Source organism: Bacillus alkalicellulosilyticus (genome assembly GCF_002019795.1).
Lineage (GTDB): Bacteria > Bacillota > Bacilli > Bacillales > Bacillaceae_F > Bacillus_AO > Bacillus_AO alkalicellulosilyticum.
Genome location: NZ_KV917381.1, coordinates 1965197 through 1989705, shown reverse-complemented (window position 1 = coordinate 1989705; position 24509 = coordinate 1965197). Strand labels below are relative to the sequence as shown.

Here is a 24509-nt window from a genome sequence, read left to right as displayed (position 1 = left end):
TTCTCTCCCTTTCTATTCGTCATCTTCAGCCACATATATAATTTCAACACCTAGCTCTTGTAGCAAAGATAAAACGTCTTTATTTAATTCTTCACCATGAACAAGCCCTAGCCTTTCAACGAGCTCTAACTCTGTTAAGTGACCAGCTTCAGCATCTTCAATCAATTCAATAATATCTGTTAAGCCCTTTTCTTTTAATACGGCTAAAATTTGCTCTTTATCCACTTAACTCACCTCCTCTTACAATTTTATCTCAATTGTCTGTAGGATGTCATTGTAATTTATTGATTTATTTGTCTTTACGCGCTTCAGTCATTTGTTTCCAAACCGAACCTTTAGCTTCTTCGCCTGTTTCAATTCGTTCAATGGCCATTTTAATTTGCATACTAACCTCAAACTCCGGGTCATTCTCTGCTTCCTTTAACGCGTCTAATGCCGCTTCATCTCCAACTTCATATAAAAACATCGCAGCTCTCCAACGTACAAGTTTATTCGGATCCTTTAACGCTTCAATCATTACAGGAATCGCGTCAGAGTTCCCAATGTCGGAAAGACAATCACCAGCTGTACGTCGAACCGTAACAGAATTGTCTTGAAGTGCTTGATATAAGTAAGGTAACACATTAAGAGTTTCAATCATCCCTAAGTATACCGTTGCGAGACGACGAATTGAAGCTTTCTCGTCTTCTAACGCTTTTGCTAACACAGGAATATCGTCTTCTGATGGATCAATTCTGTCAAGCGCAGCATAACGCTTTTTCCAATCCGGATCTTCTAGCATCTCAAATGTGATTTTTTGAAATACTGGATTAAGTGTCTTTTGTTGAGATGAAGAACCTACAACCTCATTGACAAGTGCTTCTATTCTTTCCTTGCTATATGCAGCTGTAATTTCTTCAGCTACTTCACGACCCACTTCCTGTACATCTCCGTAGCGAATGTCTTGTTCTACCCATTTACGTTCTAATACTACGTTGTCATCAGCTTGTTGTACTTTAAAGGTAGCTTCTTTGAAATAGTCTGGAAGACCAATTCGCTCTTCTCTTTCACCATCTGACACTTTAATTTGCATTGGGATTCCTTTGAACATTTGAAAAAATACTTTTACTTCTCCAAAGGCATTGTCTTGCTGTTGATGTTGGAAATTGTCCACACTGCTTGCTTCACCAAAAACCTCTCGAACTTGCGGAAGGATGACTTTCCAATCGACCTTTGCATTTCGTTCAAGAGCTAAGAAGTCCGCAACATGATAAACTCCCTTAATGCCTTCTATCCCGAACAATTGCTGAATGTAGCTTGGTGCCTCTTCTTTATTGTCTTTTGTATAGTTATTGCGAGTCCCTTGAGGAAGGTTTTCATCTAGGATTAATTTCATTGTATTTGGGCTTGGTGTTGGTTCAATCGTTTTGATTTTCATAAAAATCTCCTTTCATTCATCATCTACTTCGCTTATCGTACCATACCAGTCTGAAGGCACACCACTCTTCTGCTTACATCATTCCCTCTGATTTGGTATAGTATAAGGGAAATACTATACGGATGGCCATCCGTTACCACGCAATTCGCAAATGAGGTTGATAGGGGAATGGAACTACGACATCGGTTACCGCTACTAGGCAAAATAGCTTTCAGCGGGCACGGTTCTCCCTCATCCTTTTCCGACAATGAGCAAAATAAACTTTCAAAGGTAACGGTTCTAAAAATCGATTACCGACAATGGACTATTCAGGTTTCAACGGGTACGGATCCTCCTCATCCGTTACCAATAATGAACAAGCCCTACGAACAGTGAGAACAATTACGATCAATGACTTACATACTATTACTATTAAACGGTGGAGGTTATGAAAAATGAAATATGCGTTTATTTCTGATATTCATGGAAATGCGGTCGCTTTAGATGCTGTTGTTGATTCGTTACAAAAAGAAAATGTAAATCAAACGTTTGTATTAGGGGATATCTGCTATCGCGGCCCTGAACCGAAGCGCTCTCTTGACATCGTTCGATCGATTGCGACCAAAGTGATTAAAGGCAATGCCGATGAGTGGGTCGTACGCGGGGTAAAAGAAGGAGAAGTTCCTTCTGCTGCACTCGAAATAATGAATATCGAAAGAGACTGGATTCGATCTAAATTAAACGATGACGATGTTACCTTTTTACAATCGCTAGATACCGAACTTCATCTTACAATGGAGAATGGTCAGAAGATACATGCTTTCCATGCGACACCTACTAGTTTGTTTGAAGTGGTGCTACCTAAGGAAAATGATGATGTACTTTTAGAAAAATTAATGTCAAAGCAAGAAGCTTCACTTTATTTGTATGCTCATATTCATTTGCCATATGTGCGTTTCTTTCAAGGTAAATGCGTAGCAAACTTAGGCAGTGTCGGCTTACCATTCGATGGACAACCTCGCGCCTCCTATCTTCTTGTTGAAGAGGATGAAACAGAATTCAATATAAAAATTAAGCGCGTTTCCTATGATGTCGAACGTGTACTCAAAAAATATGAGGAGCTAGAGTATCCAAATGTAGAGTTGCTATCAAAGGTGGTAAAAAACGGGATAAGCCCTTTCTAGGCTTATCCCGCTTTTTTATACTAACTTTGTGAGTCCGTTCATAATGTCCATAAACGTACTTCTGTCATTGAAGGTGGCAACAATGTTTTGGTCTTTATCTAGGAGTATCGTCGTTGGAACACCCATGCAGCGATAGGAATCATACGTTTTTGTCCCCTTGTCCAACAGAACGGGAAACTTGTATCCTTGCTCCGCAATAAATTTAGGACCATCACCTTCATGCCCTTCTCGCCCTGTCACATTTATCGTAAGGAAGACAAGCTTGTCTTTGTCCATGCTTGTAAATAACTCATTTTTTTGGTGCAAATCTTTGATAGAATCAGGACACCATGAAGCCCAGAAAGTTATCATTACAGGTTTGCCTTTGAAGTCCGTTAGTGCTATTTCCAAGTCATTGATGTCTTTTAATGAAAATGCTGGAGCCTTCATACCAGACCACCCTTATTTACAATGAACATCAAACGCACTTGTGAGATTGCTAACGATGTCCTCAACACTTCTATCTTCAATTTGTTCTCTAGGAATAAAGTGAACGACTTCATTTCCTTTTAATAATGCCATAGAAGGAGATGATGGTTCGATTCCCTCAAAATAGAATCTCATTTTTGCTGTAGCTTCTTTATCTTGTCCTGCAAACACTGTCACTAAGTGATCTGGTTTCGTATCGTTTTGTAAGGAAATAATCGCTGATGGCCTTGCCAGCCCAGCAGCACAACCACATACAGAGTTGATAACCACCAATGTAGTTCCTTCTGCACTTTCCATATAGTTTGCTACCTCTTCTTCTGTTCTCAGCTCTTTAAAACCTCCATTTACTAATTCTTGTCGCATCGGTTGAATCACTTGTCTCATATAATCTTCATAATGCATTGACATGTTATGTTATCCCCTTTCATTTCATGAATTTATCATTTCTTTTTTTACTGTTTCAAATAAATATGGGATCGAGCGAAACGCATAAATTTCTTTTGCAATTTTGCCATTTTGAACAATTGCCAGGTATGGAACACTTTTAATTTTAAAATCCTGAGCCAATCCAGGCATTGCATTTAAATTACATGTTCCTATGTTCACGGTTGGCAACATCTCTGATACCGTTTCAAGCATTTTTGTCGTTACTCTACATGTTCCACAAAAAGGAGAATACACATATAATACAACTTTACCAATATCACTTGTAAGATATTGATATGCTTCTTTTTTTGTTAATTCTTGCATGGGCGTTCTCAACTTCCTTTCCTTCTTCCATTATACAAAAAGGAAGCAGCGGTACAACTTTCTTGCTCATTTTCGTTAAGACTGGGTCAATACCTGGTTCACTGCACTCTGTGCTTTCCCAAAAGAAAGTGAAGTGTGTTGGTCTGATAAAACATCCTCTAATGCCGCTAAAAGTAAGGTGACATTCGTTAGTTTGGCGTTGTACCCCATCAGTCCAATGCGCCATACTTTCCCTTTTAATTCTCCTAAGCCTCCACCAATTTCAATACCGTACTTATCGAGCAAGCCACTTCTAACCTTCGCATCGTCAACGCCTTCTGGTATACAGACCGATGTTAACTGATGAAGACGATGAGATTTATCGACGAGTAGCTTTAATCCCATAGCCTCTAACCCAGCATGAAGTGCTTCACCGTACTTTGCATGTCTACCATATACTGATGGCATTCCTTCCTCAACGAGCAAACGTAATGCTTCGTGTAGGCTATATATCATTGAGATCGGTGCCGTGTGGTGGTAAGAACGTTCATCACCCCAATATTGCTGAATCATCGATAAATCTAAGTACCAGCTTTGTACTTTCGTTTTTCTCTTTGCCATAACGTCTACTGCTTTATCGCTTAATGTAATGGGCGCTAATCCTGGAGGAGCGCTTAAGCATTTTTGGGTCCCGCTATACGCTGCGTCTATGTTCCATTTATCAATTTCAGTTGGACTGCCACCGATAGACGTGACCATATCGCAAACAAATAAAGCATCTGTTTTATGAACGATGTTACTAATTTCGTCTAACGGTTGACGAACCCCAGTTGATGTTTCAGCATGGACTACTGCTACTATTTTCGCATCAGGATGATTATGTAATTCGGTTTCAATGCTGCTTGGTTCTATAATTGTCCCCCATGGTGCGTGGACTTCAATAACGGTCGCACCACATCGTTGGGCAACATCAACCATTCTCGTTCCAAACAAACCATTTACACCAATGATGACCTTATCCCCTCGCTCAACCAAGTTCACAAATAACGTTTCCATTCCTGCGCTTCCTGTTCCACTTATCGCCATCGTCATCTTATTTTTAGTTTGATAGACATGTCGAAGCATATCCATTGTTTCATTCATTACTTTTAAAAAAACAGGATCAAGATGGCCAACTAGTGGAATGGACATCGCTCGCAATACACTTGGGTCTACATTACTTGGTCCAGGTCCCATTAACACTCGTTCTGGTGGATTCAAACTCATAGTCATCACTCTCCCTTTTACGTATCAATATTATATATTCAACGACAGGGTAAAAAGCCCTTTAGAAAAAAAAAAACAGACCATGTAAAAAAAGTTTCAAAAAAATAGGGGAATGCCCATACATACTTAGCTTTAATTACATATGGTATGAGTGTAAGTTAAATAAACATTCTTTAGGAGGTTTTCACTATGGCTCACACTGGATTCGGAAGTGGCTTTGCGCTATTAGTTGTGTTGTTTATTCTACTTGTAATTATCGGGACAGCATACGTCGGCTACTAATTAAAACAGACGTATCAGATAGATCAGAGGCTGACTCCTTCGTGGAGTCAGCCTTTTCTCGTACTCATATCATCGCTCAATAGGCTACTGTCTAAGAATCATGTGGTTTTGCATTTGTCTAAGTCGTTGTTGTGCTCGATTAAGCTGTTCACGTTGCTCAGGCGTCGCGCTTCGAATGATACTATCGAGCTCTTGATTTATTTCCTCTAACTGTAGTTGCGCATTCGTATATTCCTCGGAATTCCCATGTTCAACTCTTTGGAAATCATCTAATTGTTTTTGTGCATAATCAATCGTTTCACTTACTTTTTCTACATAATAGTTAATTTGATCATGTGTTGCCAATAATAACCCTCCTCATCGTACGAGACTGATCTTAATTTGGCTGTTTACTTAGTATTTTATTCTTTTCATGACATGTAAAAACTGCATGGTCATAAGCAAGGAAAGAAGAAGGAAACAGCGTTTGTATTTCCTTTTCAATCTCACTTTCTTCTTTAGAGTACCTTGAACTAATATGAGTAATCAGTAAATATTTCACAGAAGCCTGTATCGCTAATTGAGCAGCTTGTTTTGTGGTGGAATGAAAAAATTGATACGCTTGGTCTTCTTCCCCTTGGCGGAATGTTGCTTCATGAATAAGAACATCCGCATCTCTTGCCAAAGACAGCGCTTTTTCGGTTTCCCTTGTATCTCCAGCAATAGCGACAACTCGTCCCTTTGTAGCCTGTCCTACATAACATGAACTTTCTAGAACCTCACCACTATCCAAGGTTATCGATTCCCCTTTTTTGATGCGCTCGTATAAGGGACCTGGTGGTATTCCTTTTTCTCTAAGTTTGGCTACATCTAATTTCCCTGGTTTATCGACTTCTGTTAGTCGATAGCCGAAGCTGTCTAACCCGTGTTCTAATAAAAAAGATTGAACGGAAATATTGCCATCAACACATATTTCTTGGTCAGTAACCTCATGGTACGAAAGGTCGTACAGCAATCTAGTTTGCGAGGTCGTTAAACTTGTTTCCACAAAGGTTTGAATCCCTTTTGGACCATAAATCGTGACTGGATTTCGTCCACCTTGAAACGAACGACTTCCTAAAAGACCCGGCAAACCAAAAATATGGTCCCCATGCAGATGAGAGATAAAAATTTTTTCTATCTTACTTAATGTTAGTGAAGAATGAAGAAATTGATGCTGGGTCCCCTCTCCACAATCAAACAGCCACACCATTCCATTATGCTGCAAAAAACGAATTGCCATCGCGCTTACATTTCTATCTTTTGACGGAATACCTGCTCCAGTACCAAAAAAGTGAAACTCCATTCTGAATCCTCCCTTATGGACTAGCCTATCGAAGTTACGACTGAGCTAGCACATCCACAAAAGCTTCTCCATATTGCGGTAAGTCAGGTGGCCTTCTGCTTGAAACGATATGACCATCGATGACAACAGGTTCATCAATCCAAATTGCTCCCGCATTTTCCATATCATCTTTAATTCCAGGGGTACTTGTAACTTTTACACCTTGAAGAATTTTTGCTGAAATTAATACCCATCCTGCATGGCAAATTTGACCGATTGGCTTTTTCGCTTCATTCATTTCCGTTATGTACGAAATGACTTCTGGATAACGGCGTAACTTATCAGGTGCCCATCCTCCTGGAACGAGGATTCCATCGTAATCTTTGGAGTGTATTTCTGCGAATCCAAAATCAGTTGTGACAGGTACGCCATACTTTCCTTTATATACAGTTTGTTTTTCTGGTCCAACAAAATGTACAGTAGCACCCTCCTCCTGTAAGCGAAGAACAGGATACCATAGTTCAAGATCCTCAAATTCATGGTCGACTAATGCAATGACTTTTTTCTGAAGTAACTTCATAATGACCTCCATATTTTTATGTAATATCTCCTATAATGATTATACTATCTTTTTGATCACTCTCAAAACAATGCCTCTTGTGTTCTAAGCTTCAAATAGGTACATACAATGTGTGATAAGGGCTGTCATCGTCAGTAGGATTCATTCATAGGGAAAATACGAACAACGATTACGGGGAATACAGGAGGATGGATGATGGTGATGAAATCGGAAACAAAAGGGAAACTCTTGGTAACTTCAATGGTACTTGGTGCAGCTACCATGCATATGACCCCTCATGCCGAGGCTACGTCATATAGTCCAGAACAATTATCAAACGACCCAACTCTTCAATTAGAACAATTGCTTTCTTTTGGAGACACAGGTCAACAGGTTTTCCATTTACAAGGTTATTTATTAGCATTTCAATATTACAAAGGAGCTCACGATGGCATGTATGGGCTTCTAACCTATCAAGCAGTTAAGCATTATCAAGAGTCTCATGATTTAAAAGTAGATGGGCAGGCTGGTCCAAAAACAATTAGTCATATGCTAAACTCGGCAGAAACAGTCTTGGGAAATGGCCCTTACCTTAAAGCCAACATTAAAGAAGAAGTGAATGACCCTAAATTAGCCCTTGTCTCATCTGAAGCAAAAACAGAAGTTAAAAAAGAATTACATGAAGACCTCTTACTACGAAATGGCGACCAAGGCCAGATGGTAATGGATTTACAGGAGCATTTAAAAGAATATGGATATTACCAAGGTGTTGATGGAATTTTTGGAAATCAAACAAAACAAGCAGTTATGAATTATCAAAGAGCCCATGACCTATTAGTTGACGGTATTGCTGGTTCAGAAACAATCGGCCACATTTTATCTGAAGATGAAAAAATCGAGTATGATGATTATAAAGCAACTGTACAAACATCAACTCAAGAAGCCGTTTCAACGGCAACGGAAGACGTGACAGCTAGCTCTGAATCACAACCAGACCCCGAGCCTGAGCCTGAGCCGAAACCAGAGCCTGAACCTGAACCAAAAGCAGATGGGGCTTCTTCATCTATCATTTCTACAGCTAAAAATCTTATCGGTTCACCTTATGTATGGGGGGGAACCTCACCAAGCGGATTTGATTGTAGTGGCTTTTTATTATATGTTTATAAACAGCATGGTGTGACTATCCCACGAACAGTAAGTCAAATATGGGGAGCGTCTTCTTCGGTTTCTAATCCGAGTGTAGGAGATATTGTATTCTTTACAACTTACGCTGCAGGTCCTTCCCATGCCGGTATTTATTTAGGCAACGGTGATTTTATTCATGCCGGTTCGTCAACAGGAGTAACGATCAGTAACCTAGATCAATCGTATTGGAGCTCACGTTACCTTGGCGCCAAGCGAATCAATTAACTAAGAAAAACGGCAAAGCCGTCTTTGATTACTTGCGATAAGCGAAGCCACTGCCCTCTTTTGAAAAAGTACTTTAATAAGTGTACTTCTTATTAAAGCACGCGCAGTGAGCGAAGCTATCGCCTTCCTGAAATTAGCTTACCAGTTCTCCAACGGACAAGAGATGTTATATCACGCTTTTTTCTGATTCTATTGATGTATCGGACACCCGCGTCCGAACCACTTGTAAAAGCCCATTTTTAGTAAAGATAGCGGATTCTGTGTCCGATAGAATACAAAAAACCACTAAGAGACCTTCCTCTTTGTGGTTTTTTTCTCATATTGATGGTGATCTTATAAAATCAGTTTATCAATTGTTTCAACAAGTCGAGCGATTTCAGGTTTACTAATTTGAGCATCTGCTCCAACTAACTTCCCTTTATGTTTTAATTCACCAGTTATTAAAGAAGAGAAAATAACGACTGGGAGTCCTCTAAGAACATCACTGTCTTTAATTCGTTTTGTTAAGTGGTGTCCGTCCATTTGTGGCATCTCAAGGTCAGTAATAATTAACTGAACTGCTTCTTCCACACCAGCTCTCCCTTTCTCTGATAATGTTTCAAGGTATTCCCATGCTGTTTTTCCATTATCAAAGAAATATACGTTATGATATCCAGCATCAGCTAATGTATCCTCAATCATTCTGCGAAGAACAGCTGAATCTTCCGCAATTACGATTCGTTTGTCACTTCTCTCTCTTGGACCCAACTCTTTTATGCTATTTTTGTTTATTCCTACCTCTGGAGCAATTTCCACTACAATTTTTTCATAATCTAACAATAAGACCATTTCATCATCTAATTTAATAACTCCAATGGTTGATTGCTCTAGCCCTTGTGTCACTTCTGAAGGTTTTTCAATTTGCTCCCATGATATTCGGTGAATACGAGATACATCGTCAACATGAAAAGCCGCTTTAATGTTGTTAAATTCAACAACAACTAATTTATCTTTTTCTGGATTATTTGAAACAGGGAAATTTAACACCTTCCCTAAATTAATTACTGGTAAAATCATGTCACGAAGACGGATAATCCCTTCGACGTTAGGGTGACTGTTTGGCATTTTTGTAATAGGAAGTGGGTTGATGATTTCGCGTACTTTTAATACATTTATTCCAAACATTTCATCGCCAATCGAAAATACAATAATCTCTAGTTCATTAGTTCCACTTTCTAGTAAAATTCCTTTTTTATTATTATAATTCATTTTGTTCAACTCCCTTTTTATCAATCGCCGAAAACTTATTATTTATTTCAGAATACCACTCTTTTTCGCTTGTCACCATACTTTTTTCAAAAAAACATTTGAATGTAAAAGTATTTACAAAATGAGACTATTTACCTTAATCCTTTTTCTATATTTAGGTATACTTACTCAAAAAAAGCTTATCCCATAAGAATAAGCTTTTTTGTTTTTAAATTAGTAAATTAAACAGGGTCTCGTTTTTGTTAATTTCTCTGAAGTCAAAACCTTTTTTTGAAAGTCTATCAATAAACAACGGGTAGTCATCTGCATGTTTTAGCTCGATTCCAACAAGGGCAGGTCCATCTGCTTTGTTATTTTTTTTCGTGTACTCAAAACGAGTAATGTCATCATCAGGCCCAAGGACATCTTGGATAAATTCTCGTAGCGCCCCTGCACGTTGTGGAAATTGAATAATGAAGTAGTGCTGTAAGCCTTCATAAATAAGAGAACGCTCTCGCATTTCTTGCATACGGCCAATATCATTATTGCCCCCACTAACAATACAAACAACGGTCTTCCCTTTAATCTCATCCTTATAAAAATCTAAAGCAGTAATTGGCATAGCACCGGCTGGTTCAGCTACTATCGCATTTTGATTATATAAATCTAAGATGGTTGTACATATTTTCCCTTCAGGTACTAACACAATATCATTTAAAATCGATTGGCAAATCTCAAATGGAATCTCTCCAACTTTCTTCACCGCTGCTCCATCAACAAACTTTTCAATTTCATCAAGCCTTACCACTTCTCCTTTTTCCAGCGACTTTTTCATCGCCGGAGCACCTAAAGGTTCAGCTCCTATAATCTTTGTTTGAGGACTGATACTTTTAATATAGGTACCCACCCCAGAAATAAGGCCACCACCACCGATCGAAGAAAAAAGATAATCGATTGGTTCATCGATGTCATTCATAATTTCAACACCGACTGTTCCTTGTCCGGCTACAATTTTTTCTTGGTCAAAGGGATGAATAAATGCCATGGAATGCTCATTACAATAGTTCATCGCTTCATTAAAAGAATCATCGAAGGTATCTCCTGTTAATACGACCTCCACATATTCCTTTCCAAAGAAAACAACCTGGTCTACTTTTTGACGAGGGGTGGTTGCTGGCATAAATATGCGCCCTTTGATTTGAAGTGTTTTACACGAATAGGCTACTCCTTGGGCATGATTTCCCGCACTAGCACAAACGATGCCATTCTTTAACGCCTCTTCAGGTAAGCTATGAATTTGATGATACGCCCCTCTTATTTTAAACGAACGGACGACTTGAAGGTCTTCTCTTTTTAAATAGATGTTACACTCATAGCGCTCTGACAATACTTGATTTTTTTGTAGTGGTGTATGATAGACAACATCTTTAAGTGTTTGGTTGGCAATTATAATATCTTCAATATGAATCTTTCCCATATCCTTGTTCCTTTCATGTTTCACTCTTAATTTCTACATATAATGTAATTATCTTATCATACCTTATTCGGATTAGAAAAAGCCAAGCACTTTTAAAACAGTCATGCGTACATATTGCGTAATCATAAGAACCAAACTATAATGAGAAGTGGATAAAAAGACCAAGTAGCAATAACTTACTATCAACAGTTCGCTTTTGCTTACATACTGACACTTGGAGGTAAAATCATGTTAAAAAAACTTACAATGCTTACAGCCCTTTTTGCTTTCTTACTTGTTCCAATGACAGCATTTGCTGGTGGTGGTGGAGGTAACGGGGAAAGTGCTGCAAACGACCCAACAGGCTTAACGTATTGGGTACTTGTTTTATTATCAATTGTATCACTAGTATATTTTGTTTTCTTAATGCTTCGTGATAACGGATAACAAACATAATAAGAAAAGAAGAAGGGTGTTCAATCAGGTCGAAATGACCTAGATGGACACCCCTTCTTTTCGCGATCAAGGGAGAGAATCATGAGCTGGGAGATTTTAAACATAATTGGAACAATAGCCTTTGCCCTTAGTGGCGTTATTGTTGCCATGGAGGAAGAGTATGATTTACTCGGTGTTTATATACTAGGATTCGTGACAGCCTTTGGGGGTGGAGCGATTCGAAATTTATTAATTGGTGTACCGGTCTCTGCCTTATGGGACCAAGGAAACTTATTTACAATTGCTATCATTGTCATGACACTCGCATTCTTCCTACCTACGTTCTGGATAAGTCAATGGATGAAATGGGGTTTATTGTTTGATGCGATAGGGTTATCGGCGTTCGCAATTCAGGGAGCAATGTTTGCCACGTCTATGAACCACCCGCTTAGTGCGGTAATCGTTGCGGCTGCCTTAACTGGAGCTGGGGGTGGAATGATTCGCGATGTATTAGCAGGAAGAAAGCCATTATTTTTACGTTCTGAAATTTATATTGTATGGGCGATGGTAGCTGGACTATTAATTGGGATTGGCTGGAGCACTAGCTTTTTGGGGATTGCTGCCTTGTTGTTATTGATTGTTGCTCTAAGAATGTTATCTGTCTATTATAATTGGCGTCTTCCCTACCGAAAACTATCTTATATGAAAAATAACTGATATCCCTTATCGTACGTATATTTAGGTTCACATAAGTATTGGTTTATCTGAAAGATACAATCATGTACACTAGATATAGCTTATACGAAAAGGACGGGGATTAAAGTATGTGGGTACTTTATCAAAATGAGTTTATCAAACGAGAAGATGTTCACATTGATATGGAAGACCGGGGATATCAATTTGGCGATGGTGTCTATGAAGTAGTCCGGGTATATAACGGGCGTTGCTTTCGATTAATAGAACATACCGACCGCTTAGTTGCTTCAGCTTCGTCTATTCTGCTCAATCTTCCCCATACAAAGGAAGAAATCAATGCCATGCTTGAAAAACTGGTTCAATTGAATCAGTTAGGAACGGGATACATTTACTTACAATATACAAGAGGCGTCGCACCGAGATACCATGGTTTCCCTGAAAGTACCACTCCCGTATTAACTGCCTATGTAAAAGAAAAGCCAATACCAGAAAAAATGCTGGCAGAAGGCATCGATGTGATACTAGCAGAAGATATACGTTGGTTACGATGTGACATCAAAAGCTTAAATTTGCTAGGTGCTGTGCTATCTTATGAACAAGCTAAAAAAGCAGGTAAAGAAGAAGCGATTTTGCACCGAAATCAAATCGTTACTGAGTGCAGTCTTGCAAACATTTTTATGATAAAAAACAAAGAAATCATAACTCATCCTGTAACTACTATGATTTTAAATGGGATTACAAGAAGAGTGACATTGGAGCTTGCAGACAAACATGGATATATTGTAAATGAACGAGAATTTACAGTTACCGAACTTTTAGGCGCAGATGAAGTGTTTGCTACAGGTACAACAATTGAAGTTATGCCTGTGGTTTCAATCGATGACCAACCAGTAGGCAACCGCTTACCTGGAACGATAACTAAAGAACTTCAAGCCCTATTTGCAAACGAGCGGAATTCATTCGAAACGAGAACATAGTATTATAGAGGCCGGGACAAAACGAACTAAAACATTTGCACTCACTTCAGCAAGTTGTGAAAAAAACTCACAACTTGCTTTAAAAATAGTAGCGGTTTTGCCCATTGCTAAGAGGGCACTGTAAAAGTTAAAAACCGAACTTTTTCAGTGCCCTCTATTATTGTACGTCAACTTGCTGGCTTACGGTTTTCAAAATATAATCGATTGATTTTACCGTTTCAACAACATGCTTCTTTTTGGCTTTTGGTTGAAGAACAGTAATGGCCATCGCTGTGATGTTATCAAATAAGTTATTGACTTGCATCGGATAAATATATTTAGGATGGTCTGTTTCAATCCATTGTAATGCTAAGTTTTTCCATACTGTTGCTTCTTGTAATACTTTATCTGCAAATGGCTTAATCTCAGAATCAAAACGCTCTCGGTATTGTTCATCCGTTAAGCTTTGACCAAAATGAGACAGAATTTCTTCATTAATTTCCACTAAATTATTGGTAGAAGAAAGTAGTTGTTGTTTTTGTTGTTCATTCATAGCATACCTCCACCTCTATACTACCAATCTTTTGTTAGGATGAAAAGATTTGTGACAGTGAGCGCTTTTTTAATTTGATTTCAGCTTGATAAGGTTGTTCTTCATCGACTTGGGAAGATACTTTAACTTCAATGGACTGTAAACGTTGTTCAATTGATTGCAGCATCAAAGTGATATCATCAATCTCTGAACGATGTCGTAACAACTGATAACTCACAACCTCATCTGCTTTTTGAGACAGTTTTTGTTCAAATTGATCAATTTTAGAGACGATTTGATTTAATTTATACTCCAATTGATATGCTTGGACTCTCTCTTCCTTTTTTGTCTTTGATTTTTCTGAATTCATTGAAACATGAACATCTCTCATTTTTTTCCCGGAATACAACTGCCCTTTAATATCTTTTAACACTTCAACTTGAGAATTTTGAAATAAATAGTGTCCTTGTTCATTAATTGAACAGCGAAGATTAAAATACTTGACCCATTTCTTGATTGTTGTTGGATTGACGCCTAATAGCTCCGATACTTCTTTGGTTTCAAATACATTATCCATAATTAGCCCTCCTATATGATCGCTTTATCTCACAAAACCGATATACTGACTACATTTACTGTTACACTATGTATTCGGATGGAAATAACAATCCCCTTCCCACCTGACAAAACTAGAATTAATTCGTCAAAGATAGAAGCTGATTGCACAATTCGACAACACCTTTTAGTATCGAATTCTTGGAATTGCTCATACTACGGATAGAAAGATTGGAGGTGAGTCATATGTCTTCTGATGCTAAAAAGAGAGTAAAAGAACAGCGAAACAATGCTCCAGGGAGTCAAACAAGTAAAGAAAATCCTGGGTATGGTGATAAAAAATTAACTGGTCCAAATCGACCAGCAGAATAAGACTTTAACAAAATCCTGCTTGTAAGCCTGTTAGGTTAGAAACGACCACCTAACAGGCTGAATATTGTCTATCGCTTTGGCAGTAACCACTCCTCGATTTTCATTCCAATGACTAACTCTTCTAACTTATGTTTATACCATGACGTTAGTTCATGTAACTCTGCTTTCATCTCTCCTTTAAAAAATCGATCTACTTGCTTCTTCCCTATTGACCAATCCGCTACATCATGACGATGGTGTGTGACTACAGGAAATGTTGTCCGTAGCATCGGACTTTTTCTTTTTGGCTTCCACGTAAGAAATCGTTCAAAATCATTTCTAGACCCCGTATGTTCAATTCGATTTGAAAACTGGTGAAATTCGTGGTTTTTTTCAGAATCAAATAACAACCATGCTAATCTTTTTCCTAAAGCGATTCTTTGCCTAACATCAGTAAAATGTTTTACATAATAGCCATAAAGCTCTCCTTGTAAGGTCGGAAACAATACATAACTAAAATGAAGGTGCTCTTCGGTGATATATAGTAACGAAGAAAATACTTTTTTGTTAATAACCGGATGCTCAATTACAGGCTTTTGAATAAGATGCTGCTCATTCACAATTAGCGCTGTACACAATCGATTGAGTTCTTGATATTTCCAAAAACGAATCCACTCCTTTTGGATAAACGCAGAAACAAAAAAATAATCAAGCAAATGAAATAACGGCTTTTTCGCCTTTTTTGAATATTCATATACTAAAAGCTGTGGGTAGACATCTGCGAAAATGAGCCAATTGGCACGTTCATAAGTGAGAAACAGCAACTGACGAAACTTAGGTGATAGCATTCTTTGAAACCATTCGCTTTCTAAGTCCGTCATATTCCAGCCAGCATTTCGAGAGACCATGCTAGCTAAAAGCGCCCAACGAATTTCTTGATGCCGTTCATAAAATTGTCGATAAAATACGGTACGTGAAATATTATCAAGATTTCCTACGTTTACTTTTTCTTGAATTCTTGATAGTAACCGGCTTTCTTCGCTAGTGTACATCATTCAATTGCCTCCCTCTTATGTATGAGAACTGCGAAATTGTGAGAAAGTGTTAAAAACTATGAAAGAAATTATTCTTGCAGTTTTCCCGTATTTTCATAAAATAACATTTGTGATATGATTATTTGATGATATTTTTTATATCATTAGCTTTTGATTGATAGAAATGGGTGATTTGATGGCAATCCATTATCCAAATGGGAAAAAATTTAATAGTCAACCGAAAGCAACCATTAACGGTAGTAAAAAGCAAGAAAGCTTTAGCAATCGTGGAATGACACTAGAAGAGGACATTAATGAGACGAACGAGTATTACTTAGCACATGGAATGGCGGTTATTCATAAGAAGCCGACTCCACTTCAAATTGTCAAAGTGGACTATCCCCATCGGAGCGCCGCTGTGATTAAGGAAGCATATTTCCGCCAGCCTTCCACAACAGACTATAACGGGGTCTTTCTCGGGAAACATTTAGACTTTGAAGCAAAAGAAACACGAAATAAAACATCGTTTCCTTTAAAAAATTTTCATGACCATCAAATTAACCATATGAGACATGTTCTCGCCCACCAAGGAATATGCTTTGTATTACTCCGCTTTTCAAGTGCGGATGAAGTATTTTTACTTGATGCATCACATCTTATTTCTTATTACGAAAACCAAAAATCAGCAAGAAAATCAATTCCAAAAAAAGAAATTGAATCGTTAGGACATCCTGTCAAAACAGGATTTCATCCTAGAATTGATTACCTTAAAGTCGTTCAACATATTTATTTTTAGCCAGAATGAAACGAATCATGCACTTTTAACGTTTGTATATAGTGAACGAATGATTGTAGAAAGGAAGAGCGATCATGTCAGATGAATTAAAAACAAGAACAGGTCGTAGACAAGCAAGGAAAAGTAATGAAAAAAATCAGAAACCATCAAGGAAAGCCTTATTTAAAAAAATCGCTTTAATTACAGGCGCATTTATGGCCGTTGCAGGGATTGTCGGAGCAATTGTTTTGTTTTCAATCATTAAGGATGCACCTCCACTCGACCCTGAGCGATTAATGTTTGCTCAGTCAGCACAAGTATTTGACCAAAATGATGAAAACTTCTCACAGCTTGAAGCCGCTGAAAATCGAATTCGGATAAGTATTCACGATATACCGCAATTAATGGAAGATGCTGTATTATCGGTTGAAGACGTTCGTTTTCATCAGCACTTTGGTATCGACATTCGTCGTCTATTCGGTGCTGTTGCGGCAAACCTTACAGGAGGATTTGGAGCTGAAGGAGCCAGTACAATTACACAACAAGTGATTAAGAATGCCTTCTTATCTCCTGAAAAGACGATCAGCCGTAAAATACAAGAACAGTATTTAGCGATTAAACTCGAACAGCAATACACGAAAGAACAAATTTTAGAAATGTATTTAAATGGTATTTATTTTGGCAAAGGGGCTTATGGGGTCCAACAAGCCTCGATTACCTACTTTAATAAAGAAAATCTCGAAGACTTAACCGTAGCTGACGCTGCTCTTTTAGCAGGTTTGCCACAACGTCCAAGTCATTTTAATCCATTAAACAATCCAGAAGGCGCTGAGCGTCGCAGGAACATAGTAATTGGATTAATGGAACGCCATGGTAAAATTACGGCTGCTGAAGCTGAAGAAGCACGCTCGATTGCCGTTGTTGACCAATTAAATCCTGCTGAGCGTGATTCCTATCCTTTTGAGGCGTTCTTAGACCAAGTATTATCTGAAGTTGAGGATATAGAAGGAATTACACCAAGTGACTTATACACAGCTGGCTTAAAAATTTACACAACATTAGACCAAGATGCACAATCACATGTTGAAGCGGTGTTACAAACGGATGAGTTTATAACAACTTATCCTGAGAATGAAGATTTCCAAGCTGGGATAACGTTAATTGATACTAAAACCGGTCAAATCAAAGCCATTGGTGGCGGACGTCAAAAGCAAGAAGTGAAACGAGGTTTTAATTATGCGACTGACATAAAAAAACAACCTGGTTCAACGATTAAACCTATACTAGACTATGGTCCTGTCATTGAGGACAAAAAATGGTCTACTGGTCAAATTATTGTCGATGAGCCTCATACGTATAATGATATTAATAACACTCCTGTCCGTAACTTTACTCGTACTCATAGAGGACCTGTTACGATGAGAGAAGCTTTAAAAGACTCTTTAAATGTCCCAGCAATTAAGGCATTACAAGAAGTCGGTACAGAACGCGCTCAAGAATTTGCAGAAGGTATTGGAATTCCATTTGACCAGCCTATGACCGAAGCTTATGGTATTGGCGGGTTCACAACCGGTATCTCAACGTTAGATTTAGCAGGTGCCTACTCTGCTTTTGGAAATGATGGAATCTATTTTAAACCTCATACGGTTCGAAAAATAGAATTCCCTGATGGCCGTGTAATTCATACGAAACCAGACCCTCATGTCGCGATGAATGATTACACAGCGTATATGATAACAGATATGTTAAAATCAGCCGTACGTGAAGGAACAGGTGGCGTAGCCAACATTCCTGGACTACCGATGGCCGGGAAAACAGGTACAACTAACTTTGCAACTGAGGATATCGAACGATTTAACGTTCCAGATGGAGCTGTTCCTGATGTTTGGTTTGCTGGTTATACGACCAATTACACCGCTGCTGTTTGGACAGGATATGACAGAAAAGGCGAAGGAAATTATTTGCTCGGTTCATCCGATAGACAACTTGCTCAGCAAATTTTTAAGGCCGTTATCTCAAAAGTATCTGAGGATAAAGAAACAGAAGATTTTGTCCGTCCAAATTCTGTTGTTTCTGTAAAAATTGAGAAAAAGACAGGACTGTTACCTAGCCCATTCACCCCTTCAAGTGAAATTGTTGAAGAGTTGTTTGTGAGAGGTTATGAGCCAAAACAAGTAAGTGAAAAATTTAATCAAGTAACCGCACCACAGAACTTAACAGCTGGTTACAAAGAAGATTCAGACCAAATCATTATGAGTTGGAGTTATCCAGAAAACCAACGTGAAGGAGTATCATTTAGAGTCCAACAAAGCATTGGCGATGAAGACTTCCATACGTTAGATATTACGAAGGATATGCAATTTATTATAAATGCGCCATACCCAGGCACAACATATCGCTTTAGAGTCATTGCAGTTTCAGATGAGAATGAAAACTTAGAAAGTGACCCTGCTCAAGTATCAGTGTCGACTCCTGAAGAAGAAATTGAAATCCCAGATCCGATTGAAGAAGATCTTCCTCCAGTGGATGAAACACCACCTCCTCCAACGGATGATGAAGATTTACCAATTGATATCATTCCTGAACCAGACGATGAAGAGGAACCGGCACCTGAAGGCAACCGTGGTCGTGGAAATGGCAATCGAGGTGGTACCGGTGCATCCCCTGATGATGACACAGACGAAGAACCAACAGATTAACTAGAGATTGAAGTTAGTAAAGATACACAAAAAAGAGAAGCTAATTGGCTTCTCTTTTTTTGTGTAGTTATCTTCCCCTAACATCAATTGCGTGCATATCTGCCCCTGGGAATGAAATTTGTTTTACCTTCTTTAACGATTTGGTATTGATGATTGATACACCTGGTCGTTGTCCTGACAAATCATGTGTTCCTGTTGCAGGTTCTGGTCCTCTAGTGGTAATGTAAGCCCACTGTCCATTTGGTGAAAAACGGATAAGGTCTGGAGAATCTCCAACGTATTCTACCTTACTAACAACTTCATTTGTTGAAATATCAACTATACTTGCATCATTGGAATGACGATTGACGACCCAAAGATATTTCCCATCTGGAGTAATATCAACACCATGGGCATCATACCCTTGACTGTCTTTAGTTTCAATCAGTTGATGAGTATTAGTATCAAAAAGGTAATATTCCCCCTTTGTTACGTTTCCTGCATTCGCATACATATGCTGCTGGTCTGGAGCAAGAATTAATCCACAACCATTAGCAATGACTTCATTTTTTGTATAAGCTTTTTCAATTTCTAACGTCTCTGTATTAAATACAACTAAGCCTCCTCCGCCAATCGTTACATAAAAAGAACTATCATCTGCGGTAAAGTATAAACAGATCGGATTAAGATTTGGAAACTCTTCTCGATTAGATAATTCTTGATAATCGTGTAGAGATACTGTTCGCTCTAAAGAAAAGTGTTCATTGGCTACATCTGTTGTAATTACAGATAAACTTTGACTGGGTGTATTCGCTACAATCACTTTATCTCGCTTATTCGTTGGCACCGCTGCATGAGCTCCTGGAGCTGTAGGAATTGTATCGACGATTTTTCTGTCTTTGGCTCGAATGACAGAGACATCCCCTGATTCCATATTCGCGACATACGCATAATCACCATTGTTATCAAACACGAGCATATGAGGTTTTTTTCCTACTCCATCTTTCGTCGTTAATGTCTGTTCAATATGTAAGTTTCTGCCGTTAATAATATAAATCTCGTTATTTTTTTGGTCTGCTACCCATATTTCATGGTCAATATTTTTTGATTGACTTCCTCCTCCCTTTCCTTGACTAGGAGAAAATGCAGAAGTAATCACAAGTAAAAAAACTACCAAACATAAAATTAATCCTTTTTTATACATTTTTTCACAAACCTTTCACATTTAGTTACACAATTTCATTGTAGCTAATATGGTAGAGCCTGTTAATGGGTGTATTCTCTTAATCTTTACGTACCCCTATTAGATTTATGAGAAAAATCACCTATGCTATTTTACCTTGTTGTGAATGACCTCATTGTTTCTGGTAATAGTAGTATTGATGTAAAAAAAAGCGGGAGGAATAACTATGGCTGAGAAAAGAAATAATCAAAAGAACATAAAGAAAGAAGAAAAAAATAAGCGGAATACAACTGATAAGAAGAAGGACGATAAAATTCCCTTAGAATATTATCAACCTGAGGTTTAATATAAATTACACTGAAAAAAACAGACGGTTTCGCAAGAATTGCCGTCTGTTTTTTTACTACTTGATAAACTCTTGAAGTGCCGAGTACTCTTCTTCAAGAACCTGTTTTTCATTTTCGTCTAAGAGAAGCTCAAAACGTTCTAGCTCCTTATCTAAGGCAATGATGATGCGCTCCTTTAGTTGTTCTTCTAGCGTGTCACTGACTTGACTAACTTGTTCAATGATTGATGGATGAACAGTGTCAATGACTTCTCCAGCCTTTGATTTCCCGTCGGCCACAATATCTTCTTTTAGTTTCCTAATGACTCCATTTTCAAAGAAATCTTTCTTTGATTTCACGTAAGTCGTATAAAGTGTGTGGTCAATTAAAAGCTGTATAGACGCAGTTAGTGACAATGTTGGAACAGTAACACTTTCCTCACAGCTAACATGAGGAATATCATTTTGTATAGCCACAATTTGCTCGTGCAGCCACTGTTGTGAACGGCTCCTTATTTTTTCTTCTAGTCGAATCAAATTTGCTTCAAGCTCTTGCTTCAAAAAGTATTCCCCGTTTCCCTTCCACTCTTTAATGGCATCAGCTAATTTTTTTTGTAGTTCTTTTTTTGATGTTCCTGTTATCGTAGCCGTGTTGATTGCACTTGTATAATAATCGTTTAATACATAGGCCATTCGTTCTCTTAAATAAATAAGAAGTTGCTCTAGTTCTTGAGTGATATCGTGAATCGCTGCTGAAAAAGAAAGTTGTTCGACAACTAATTTTCTCTGATTTACTTGCTGCTTAAGCTCTAGTTTCCGACTCATTTGTTTTTCTTTGTTTGCATTCATAAACTCAAGACTGTCAGCTATTTTATTAACAAGTTGTTTTACTTGAAGCTCAATCATCTGTAAGCTTAATTGTTTTAATTCATGAATCGTATCATGGTAAAACGAATATTCAAACTGAGAGAACCAGTTGTCTTCTTGTTGATTCGCTTTTTTCGCTTCCAAGCCTTTTTTCGCAGATAGATGAAAAAGTCGTGGATACTCAATTCCATTTCTAACGAGTTGGTCATGAACATGTTTTCTAACGCCGTTAAGCTCTCTTTCGGTACTTGCTAAATCAGCTGCATTAATCACAAAATACAATTTATCATGGCTAAAGCTCTCATTTACCTTAGCCATTTGTTGTAGGAAATACTCATCAGCTTTTGAGAAAGCATGATTATAATAGGTCACATAAAAAATCGCGTCTGACCGTCGTAATTGTTGGAAAGCTACATTCGTATGGCGACCGTGAATCGAATTCACTCCTGGAGTATCCACCAATACAATTCCTTTTTCAGTTAATGGGCTGTCATAATAAATATCTACAGAATCGACTAAGCATGCTTGACGCTCTTCAGCAATTACCGGCTTCAGTTCATCAAGTGAAATGGTGAACTGTGACCCTAACTCCCAAGAAGTCTCAGCTAATGTGTTTTGAATCGTAACTAAATATTCTGCATATGTTTTTTGCCAACTTGATTCTATTGCCTTAGTACTAGGTTTCCAAGACGCTATCGAAGTTAATGTCAATTTCTCATCAAGTTGTTCTGCTACTGCAACGATTTCTGCATTAAGTTGTTCTGCTGATTTCACAAACACTGTAGCTGTATTATTAGGATGCTCTTCTGTTGAACGTTGAACGGTATTTACAGTTGCCGTTGTCGGATTTGGTGAAACTGGGAGCACAGCTTCGCCTAACAATGCATTGGCAAAACTTGATTTTCCAGCACTAAATGCTCCAAATAACGATATCACAAATGATTGGTTTTGATAGCGCTCAATTCGATCGATTAATTGTCGTCTTTCATTTGCTAGCAAGTCTTTATCCCCATTTTTCGCAAGGGAAGAGGCCAACGGGATCAGCCATTCATCCGATAACTTAATAGGTTGCTTTTTCGGTGGGCCTTCCGCTTCCCAACTCGTATCAATGACACTGTCGCTAGGAAGGTCCACTTGATAAAAAGATAGGTTTTCATCGGTAGGATACGTTTTTTTGCTTGCTTCACTTATCTCGCTCTCAAAATCCGTTGCCTTTACTGGAAGAATCGCTGCTAACTTCTCTCGCAGTTCGTCGTACTCTCTTTTTACTTGTTCGATGTCATCGACATAGGACTCCACTGTAACAAAGCGAAGGAGCTGGTTTTGAAGTGTTGTCTCTTCCTCATGCCAGTGTTCTTTTAGTCCCTCTTTATACAAAGTAATTACGTGAAAACAGCTTTGACGGATGTCTCTAACAATTGTAGCTGTAATCTCTTTAGTAAACGTAAAAACATAATCGCGACTTGTATGTTCTGTTTTCACCCGCTCAATAAACAACTGAGGGGTTACCTTGAAGCCAATGTTTGCAATCGCTTGTTCCACTTCATCCTTGTTGGAAAGCTTCATCTTATCAAGCTCTTGAAAATATTTTTGAATGTGAAACAACAGTTGTGTTTTCACTTTTTGTTGCAATTCTTCAACCACACGAGTTAAACGGAGATTTCGTTCTTCTTCCGTTTTCTTTTTTGCAAATAACAATCCCACCTTAAAAGACGACTGCATGCTTTCTAACCACTGTCTTGTTAGGTCTGTCGTTGAGTATGGAAATAACGTCACATCAGCTAATACTTTCTCAACTTCTTTTTCAAAAGATATAGTAATAGCTTTTTCGCTCGTTCTTACCTTTTCAAGCTCTGATACAATATGTTCACGTTCTGATAATTGATCTGGGTTATACCCTTTTTCCTTCATGATTGAAAGAATGTCATCTATTTTTTCTTGTTTTTCCTCAATGACACGTTGTTCTATGGCTCTAACCGTACCTTCATATAGTCGTTCTTTCGATAATGGCAACAAAGGTTTACTATTGTATAATAATCCTTTGATGTTCTTTTCAAATTGCACAAAACCATTTAACTTGTGATGAGGTGCCTTCATCGTTGTAAAAAACAATTGTACGAAATGAATATCCCACTTAAAAAAAACATCTTTAATAGACTGTTCGAACTCCTCAATTGAAAGTTCAGTTTCATCGTGCTTATCAATTTGATTAATAACAATATATATTGGTTTTTTCTCTTGTGATAATTGTTTAAGGAAATATAAATTGGTCTCTGATTGAACATGGTTATAATCCATCACATACACAATTACATCTGTTGTATATAACTGTTCAACGGTTACAGCCTGGTGGGAATCATCGGTTGAATCCACTCCAGGAGTATCTAAAATCTGACTATGCTTCCCTAAAAAAGGCAGTGGTGCAAAAATGGTAATTTGAGCAATGTCATGCCCATCCATCCCCCACGTACGTACCTGTTCCCACGGGATTTCACCGGACCATTTTTTCTCCTCACCTGCTCGTGTTTTCACATGTAAAGCTAGGTCTCCGTTTGCAATCGCTATGATATTTGCACTAGTAGGAATCGGACTTGTCGGCAAAATGTCCGCACCTAATAAAGCATTTAAAATCGTTGATTTCCCAGCAGAAAAATGCCCACAAAATGCAACTTCAAATGCTTCGCTCTTATTTTTTTCATCTAATTTAGTAAAACGAGTTTCCTCTTCTTCAGTTAATGCTAACAACGATTGAATGCTTTTTTCTATCTCTTCTTTCACTATGCTCATTTCTCCACACTCCTTACCCCTACTATAGCGAATTTTCTCAAAAATAAAAAGTAGA

25 protein-coding genes are annotated in these 24509 nt (G+C 38.2%); 9 read left to right on the top strand and 16 right to left on the bottom strand.

Annotated elements, in window-relative coordinates:
- Positions 1–12: 12 nt before the first annotated feature.
- Together BK585_RS10165 and BK585_RS10160 are read right to left on the bottom strand one after the other, a co-directional pair.
- Positions 13–225: a hypothetical protein gene (locus BK585_RS10165; protein WP_078553340.1), complete on the bottom strand. Its 213-nt coding sequence runs from the start codon at positions 223–225 to the stop codon at positions 13–15.
- A 64-nt stretch (positions 226–289) separates the two neighbouring features.
- Entirely contained in the window at positions 290–1417 is a 1128-nt protein-coding gene (locus tag BK585_RS10160; protein WP_078553339.1) for a conserved virulence factor C family protein, read from the bottom strand.
- A gap of 434 nt (positions 1418–1851) precedes the next feature.
- Between BK585_RS10160 and BK585_RS10150 the strand changes: the two genes are divergently transcribed.
- On the top strand, positions 1852–2580 hold the full coding sequence (locus tag BK585_RS10150) for a metallophosphoesterase family protein (protein WP_078553337.1): 729 nt from the start codon (positions 1852–1854) through the stop codon (positions 2578–2580).
- A gap of 15 nt (positions 2581–2595) precedes the next feature.
- Here BK585_RS10150 and BK585_RS10145 read toward each other — a convergent pair whose 3' ends face one another.
- From BK585_RS10145 to BK585_RS10130, 4 genes are all read right to left on the bottom strand, one after another.
- The gene (locus BK585_RS10145; protein ID WP_078553336.1) at positions 2596–3009 is read right to left on the bottom strand and encodes a TlpA disulfide reductase family protein; all 414 of its coding nucleotides are present in this window, start codon (positions 3007–3009) and stop codon (positions 2596–2598) included.
- 12 nt (positions 3010–3021) lie between these two features.
- Entirely contained in the window at positions 3022–3456 is a 435-nt protein-coding gene (locus tag BK585_RS10140; protein WP_078553335.1) for a BrxA/BrxB family bacilliredoxin, read from the bottom strand.
- A 21-nt stretch (positions 3457–3477) separates the two neighbouring features.
- Positions 3478–3810, bottom strand: coding sequence for a thioredoxin family protein (locus BK585_RS10135; RefSeq protein ID WP_139367536.1), 333 nt, complete (start codon positions 3808–3810; stop codon positions 3478–3480).
- Between the two features lie 63 nt (positions 3811–3873).
- Positions 3874–5043 (bottom strand): pyridoxal-phosphate-dependent aminotransferase family protein, encoded by a 1170-nt coding sequence (locus BK585_RS10130; protein WP_245805812.1) that lies wholly within the window; start codon positions 5041–5043, stop codon positions 3874–3876.
- A 189-nt stretch (positions 5044–5232) separates the two neighbouring features.
- Here BK585_RS10130 and BK585_RS10125 point away from each other — a divergent pair, with 189 nt between their 5' ends.
- The gene (locus tag BK585_RS10125; RefSeq protein ID WP_078553332.1) at positions 5233–5325 is read left to right on the top strand and encodes a YjcZ family sporulation protein; all 93 of its coding nucleotides are present in this window, start codon (positions 5233–5235) and stop codon (positions 5323–5325) included.
- Between the two features lie 84 nt (positions 5326–5409).
- Here BK585_RS10125 and BK585_RS10120 read toward each other — a convergent pair whose 3' ends face one another.
- Genes BK585_RS10120 through BK585_RS10110 form a run of 3 tightly spaced genes read right to left on the bottom strand, consistent with a single transcriptional unit; the run spans position 5410 to position 7208 of the window.
- Complete coding sequence (locus BK585_RS10120) at positions 5410–5670, bottom strand: DUF2524 family protein (protein ID WP_078553331.1); 261 nt, start codon at positions 5668–5670, stop codon at positions 5410–5412.
- Positions 5671–5701: 31 nt separating this feature from the next.
- Complete coding sequence (gene rnz / locus BK585_RS10115) at positions 5702–6649, bottom strand: ribonuclease Z (protein ID WP_078553330.1); 948 nt, start codon at positions 6647–6649, stop codon at positions 5702–5704.
- Positions 6650–6683: 34 nt separating this feature from the next.
- Complete coding sequence (locus BK585_RS10110) at positions 6684–7208, bottom strand: type 1 glutamine amidotransferase domain-containing protein (protein ID WP_078553329.1); 525 nt, start codon at positions 7206–7208, stop codon at positions 6684–6686.
- Positions 7209–7403: 195 nt separating this feature from the next.
- Here BK585_RS10110 and BK585_RS24980 point away from each other — a divergent pair, with 195 nt between their 5' ends.
- Positions 7404–8597, top strand: a complete 1194-nt coding sequence (locus BK585_RS24980) for a C40 family peptidase (protein WP_170885531.1) — start codon at positions 7404–7406, stop codon at positions 8595–8597.
- 333 nt (positions 8598–8930) lie between these two features.
- Here BK585_RS24980 and BK585_RS10100 read toward each other — a convergent pair whose 3' ends face one another.
- Both BK585_RS10100 and ilvA read right to left on the bottom strand, forming a co-directional pair.
- Positions 8931–9845, bottom strand: a complete 915-nt coding sequence (locus BK585_RS10100) for a chemotaxis protein (RefSeq protein ID WP_078553327.1) — start codon at positions 9843–9845, stop codon at positions 8931–8933.
- Between the two features lie 208 nt (positions 9846–10053).
- A complete protein-coding gene (gene ilvA, locus BK585_RS10095) occupies positions 10054–11301 on the bottom strand; it encodes a threonine ammonia-lyase IlvA (protein WP_078553326.1) in 1248 nt (415 codons plus the stop codon).
- A gap of 228 nt (positions 11302–11529) precedes the next feature.
- Here ilvA and BK585_RS10090 point away from each other — a divergent pair, with 228 nt between their 5' ends.
- The 3 genes from BK585_RS10090 to dat all read left to right on the top strand — a co-directional run bounded on the left by BK585_RS10090 (position 11530) and on the right by dat (position 13388).
- Positions 11530–11727: a hypothetical protein gene (locus BK585_RS10090; RefSeq protein ID WP_078553325.1), complete on the top strand. Its 198-nt coding sequence runs from the start codon at positions 11530–11532 to the stop codon at positions 11725–11727.
- Between the two features lie 90 nt (positions 11728–11817).
- Positions 11818–12432 carry a trimeric intracellular cation channel family protein gene (locus BK585_RS10085; protein ID WP_078553324.1) on the top strand — a complete coding sequence of 205 codons (615 nt, stop codon included), beginning with the start codon at positions 11818–11820 and terminating at the stop codon, positions 12430–12432.
- Positions 12433–12539: 107 nt separating this feature from the next.
- Positions 12540–13388, top strand: a complete 849-nt coding sequence (dat, locus tag BK585_RS10080; RefSeq protein WP_078553323.1) for a D-amino-acid transaminase — start codon at positions 12540–12542, stop codon at positions 13386–13388.
- Positions 13389–13545: 157 nt separating this feature from the next.
- Here the strand turns inward: dat and BK585_RS10075 are convergent, their stop codons facing one another.
- Together BK585_RS10075 and racA are read right to left on the bottom strand one after the other, a co-directional pair.
- A complete protein-coding gene (locus tag BK585_RS10075; RefSeq protein ID WP_078553322.1) occupies positions 13546–13920 on the bottom strand; it encodes a DUF1798 family protein in 375 nt (124 codons plus the stop codon).
- Positions 13921–13954: 34 nt separating this feature from the next.
- Positions 13955–14476, bottom strand: coding sequence for a chromosome-anchoring protein RacA (gene racA, locus BK585_RS10070; RefSeq protein WP_078553321.1), 522 nt, complete (start codon positions 14474–14476; stop codon positions 13955–13957).
- A gap of 224 nt (positions 14477–14700) precedes the next feature.
- Between racA and BK585_RS24600 the strand changes: the two genes are divergently transcribed.
- A complete protein-coding gene (locus BK585_RS24600; protein ID WP_281248895.1) occupies positions 14701–14826 on the top strand; it encodes a hypothetical protein in 126 nt (41 codons plus the stop codon).
- 68 nt (positions 14827–14894) lie between these two features.
- Here the strand turns inward: BK585_RS24600 and BK585_RS10065 are convergent, their stop codons facing one another.
- On the bottom strand, positions 14895–15860 hold the full coding sequence (locus BK585_RS10065) for a DUF2515 family protein (RefSeq protein WP_078553320.1): 966 nt from the start codon (positions 15858–15860) through the stop codon (positions 14895–14897).
- A gap of 175 nt (positions 15861–16035) precedes the next feature.
- Here BK585_RS10065 and recU point away from each other — a divergent pair, with 175 nt between their 5' ends.
- Positions 16036–16635, top strand: a complete 600-nt coding sequence (recU, locus tag BK585_RS10060) for a Holliday junction resolvase RecU (protein ID WP_078553319.1) — start codon at positions 16036–16038, stop codon at positions 16633–16635.
- 74 nt (positions 16636–16709) lie between these two features.
- Entirely contained in the window at positions 16710–19313 is a 2604-nt protein-coding gene (locus BK585_RS10055; protein WP_078553318.1) for a PBP1A family penicillin-binding protein, read from the top strand.
- Positions 19314–19380: 67 nt separating this feature from the next.
- Here the strand turns inward: BK585_RS10055 and BK585_RS10050 are convergent, their stop codons facing one another.
- Entirely contained in the window at positions 19381–20496 is a 1116-nt protein-coding gene (locus tag BK585_RS10050) for a YncE family protein (RefSeq protein ID WP_078553317.1), read from the bottom strand.
- 382 nt (positions 20497–20878) lie between these two features.
- Positions 20879–24454: a dynamin family protein gene (locus BK585_RS10045; protein ID WP_078553316.1), complete on the bottom strand. Its 3576-nt coding sequence runs from the start codon at positions 24452–24454 to the stop codon at positions 20879–20881.
- Positions 24455–24509: the final 55 nt, after the last annotated feature.

Bases quoted from the DNA above. Each gene is read 5' to 3' on its own strand.
- BK585_RS10160 (WP_078553339.1), bottom strand. From the start codon at position 1,417: ATGAAAATCAAAACGATTGAACCAACACCAAGCCCAAATACAATGAAA.
- BK585_RS10150 (WP_078553337.1), top strand. From the start codon at position 1,852: ATGAAATATGCGTTTATTTCTGATATTCATGGAAATGCGGTCGCTTTA.
- BK585_RS10145 (WP_078553336.1), bottom strand. From the start codon at position 3,009: ATGAAGGCTCCAGCATTTTCATTAAAAGACATCAATGACTTGGAAATA.
- BK585_RS10140 (WP_078553335.1), bottom strand. From the start codon at position 3,456: ATGTCAATGCATTATGAAGATTATATGAGACAAGTGATTCAACCGATG.
- BK585_RS10130 (WP_245805812.1), bottom strand. From the start codon at position 5,043: ATGAGTTTGAATCCACCAGAACGAGTGTTAATGGGACCTGGACCAAGT.
- BK585_RS10125 (WP_078553332.1), top strand. From the start codon at position 5,233: ATGGCTCACACTGGATTCGGAAGTGGCTTTGCGCTATTAGTTGTGTTG.
- rnz (WP_078553330.1), bottom strand. From the start codon at position 6,649: ATGGAGTTTCACTTTTTTGGTACTGGAGCAGGTATTCCGTCAAAAGAT.
- BK585_RS10110 (WP_078553329.1), bottom strand. From the start codon at position 7,208: ATGAAGTTACTTCAGAAAAAAGTCATTGCATTAGTCGACCATGAATTT.
- BK585_RS24980 (WP_170885531.1), top strand. From the start codon at position 7,404: ATGGTGATGAAATCGGAAACAAAAGGGAAACTCTTGGTAACTTCAATG.
- BK585_RS10100 (WP_078553327.1), bottom strand. From the start codon at position 9,845: ATGAATTATAATAATAAAAAAGGAATTTTACTAGAAAGTGGAACTAAT.
- ilvA (WP_078553326.1), bottom strand. From the start codon at position 11,301: ATGGGAAAGATTCATATTGAAGATATTATAATTGCCAACCAAACACTT.
- BK585_RS10090 (WP_078553325.1), top strand. From the start codon at position 11,530: ATGTTAAAAAAACTTACAATGCTTACAGCCCTTTTTGCTTTCTTACTT.
- BK585_RS10085 (WP_078553324.1), top strand. From the start codon at position 11,818: ATGAGCTGGGAGATTTTAAACATAATTGGAACAATAGCCTTTGCCCTT.
- dat (WP_078553323.1), top strand. From the start codon at position 12,540: ATGTGGGTACTTTATCAAAATGAGTTTATCAAACGAGAAGATGTTCAC.
- BK585_RS10075 (WP_078553322.1), bottom strand. From the start codon at position 13,920: ATGAATGAACAACAAAAACAACAACTACTTTCTTCTACCAATAATTTA.
- racA (WP_078553321.1), bottom strand. From the start codon at position 14,476: ATGGATAATGTATTTGAAACCAAAGAAGTATCGGAGCTATTAGGCGTC.
- BK585_RS24600 (WP_281248895.1), top strand. From the start codon at position 14,701: ATGTCTTCTGATGCTAAAAAGAGAGTAAAAGAACAGCGAAACAATGCT.
- BK585_RS10065 (WP_078553320.1), bottom strand. From the start codon at position 15,860: ATGATGTACACTAGCGAAGAAAGCCGGTTACTATCAAGAATTCAAGAA.
- recU (WP_078553319.1), top strand. From the start codon at position 16,036: ATGGCAATCCATTATCCAAATGGGAAAAAATTTAATAGTCAACCGAAA.
- BK585_RS10055 (WP_078553318.1), top strand. From the start codon at position 16,710: ATGTCAGATGAATTAAAAACAAGAACAGGTCGTAGACAAGCAAGGAAA.
- BK585_RS10050 (WP_078553317.1), bottom strand. From the start codon at position 20,496: ATGTATAAAAAAGGATTAATTTTATGTTTGGTAGTTTTTTTACTTGTG.
- BK585_RS10045 (WP_078553316.1), bottom strand. From the start codon at position 24,454: ATGAGCATAGTGAAAGAAGAGATAGAAAAAAGCATTCAATCGTTGTTA.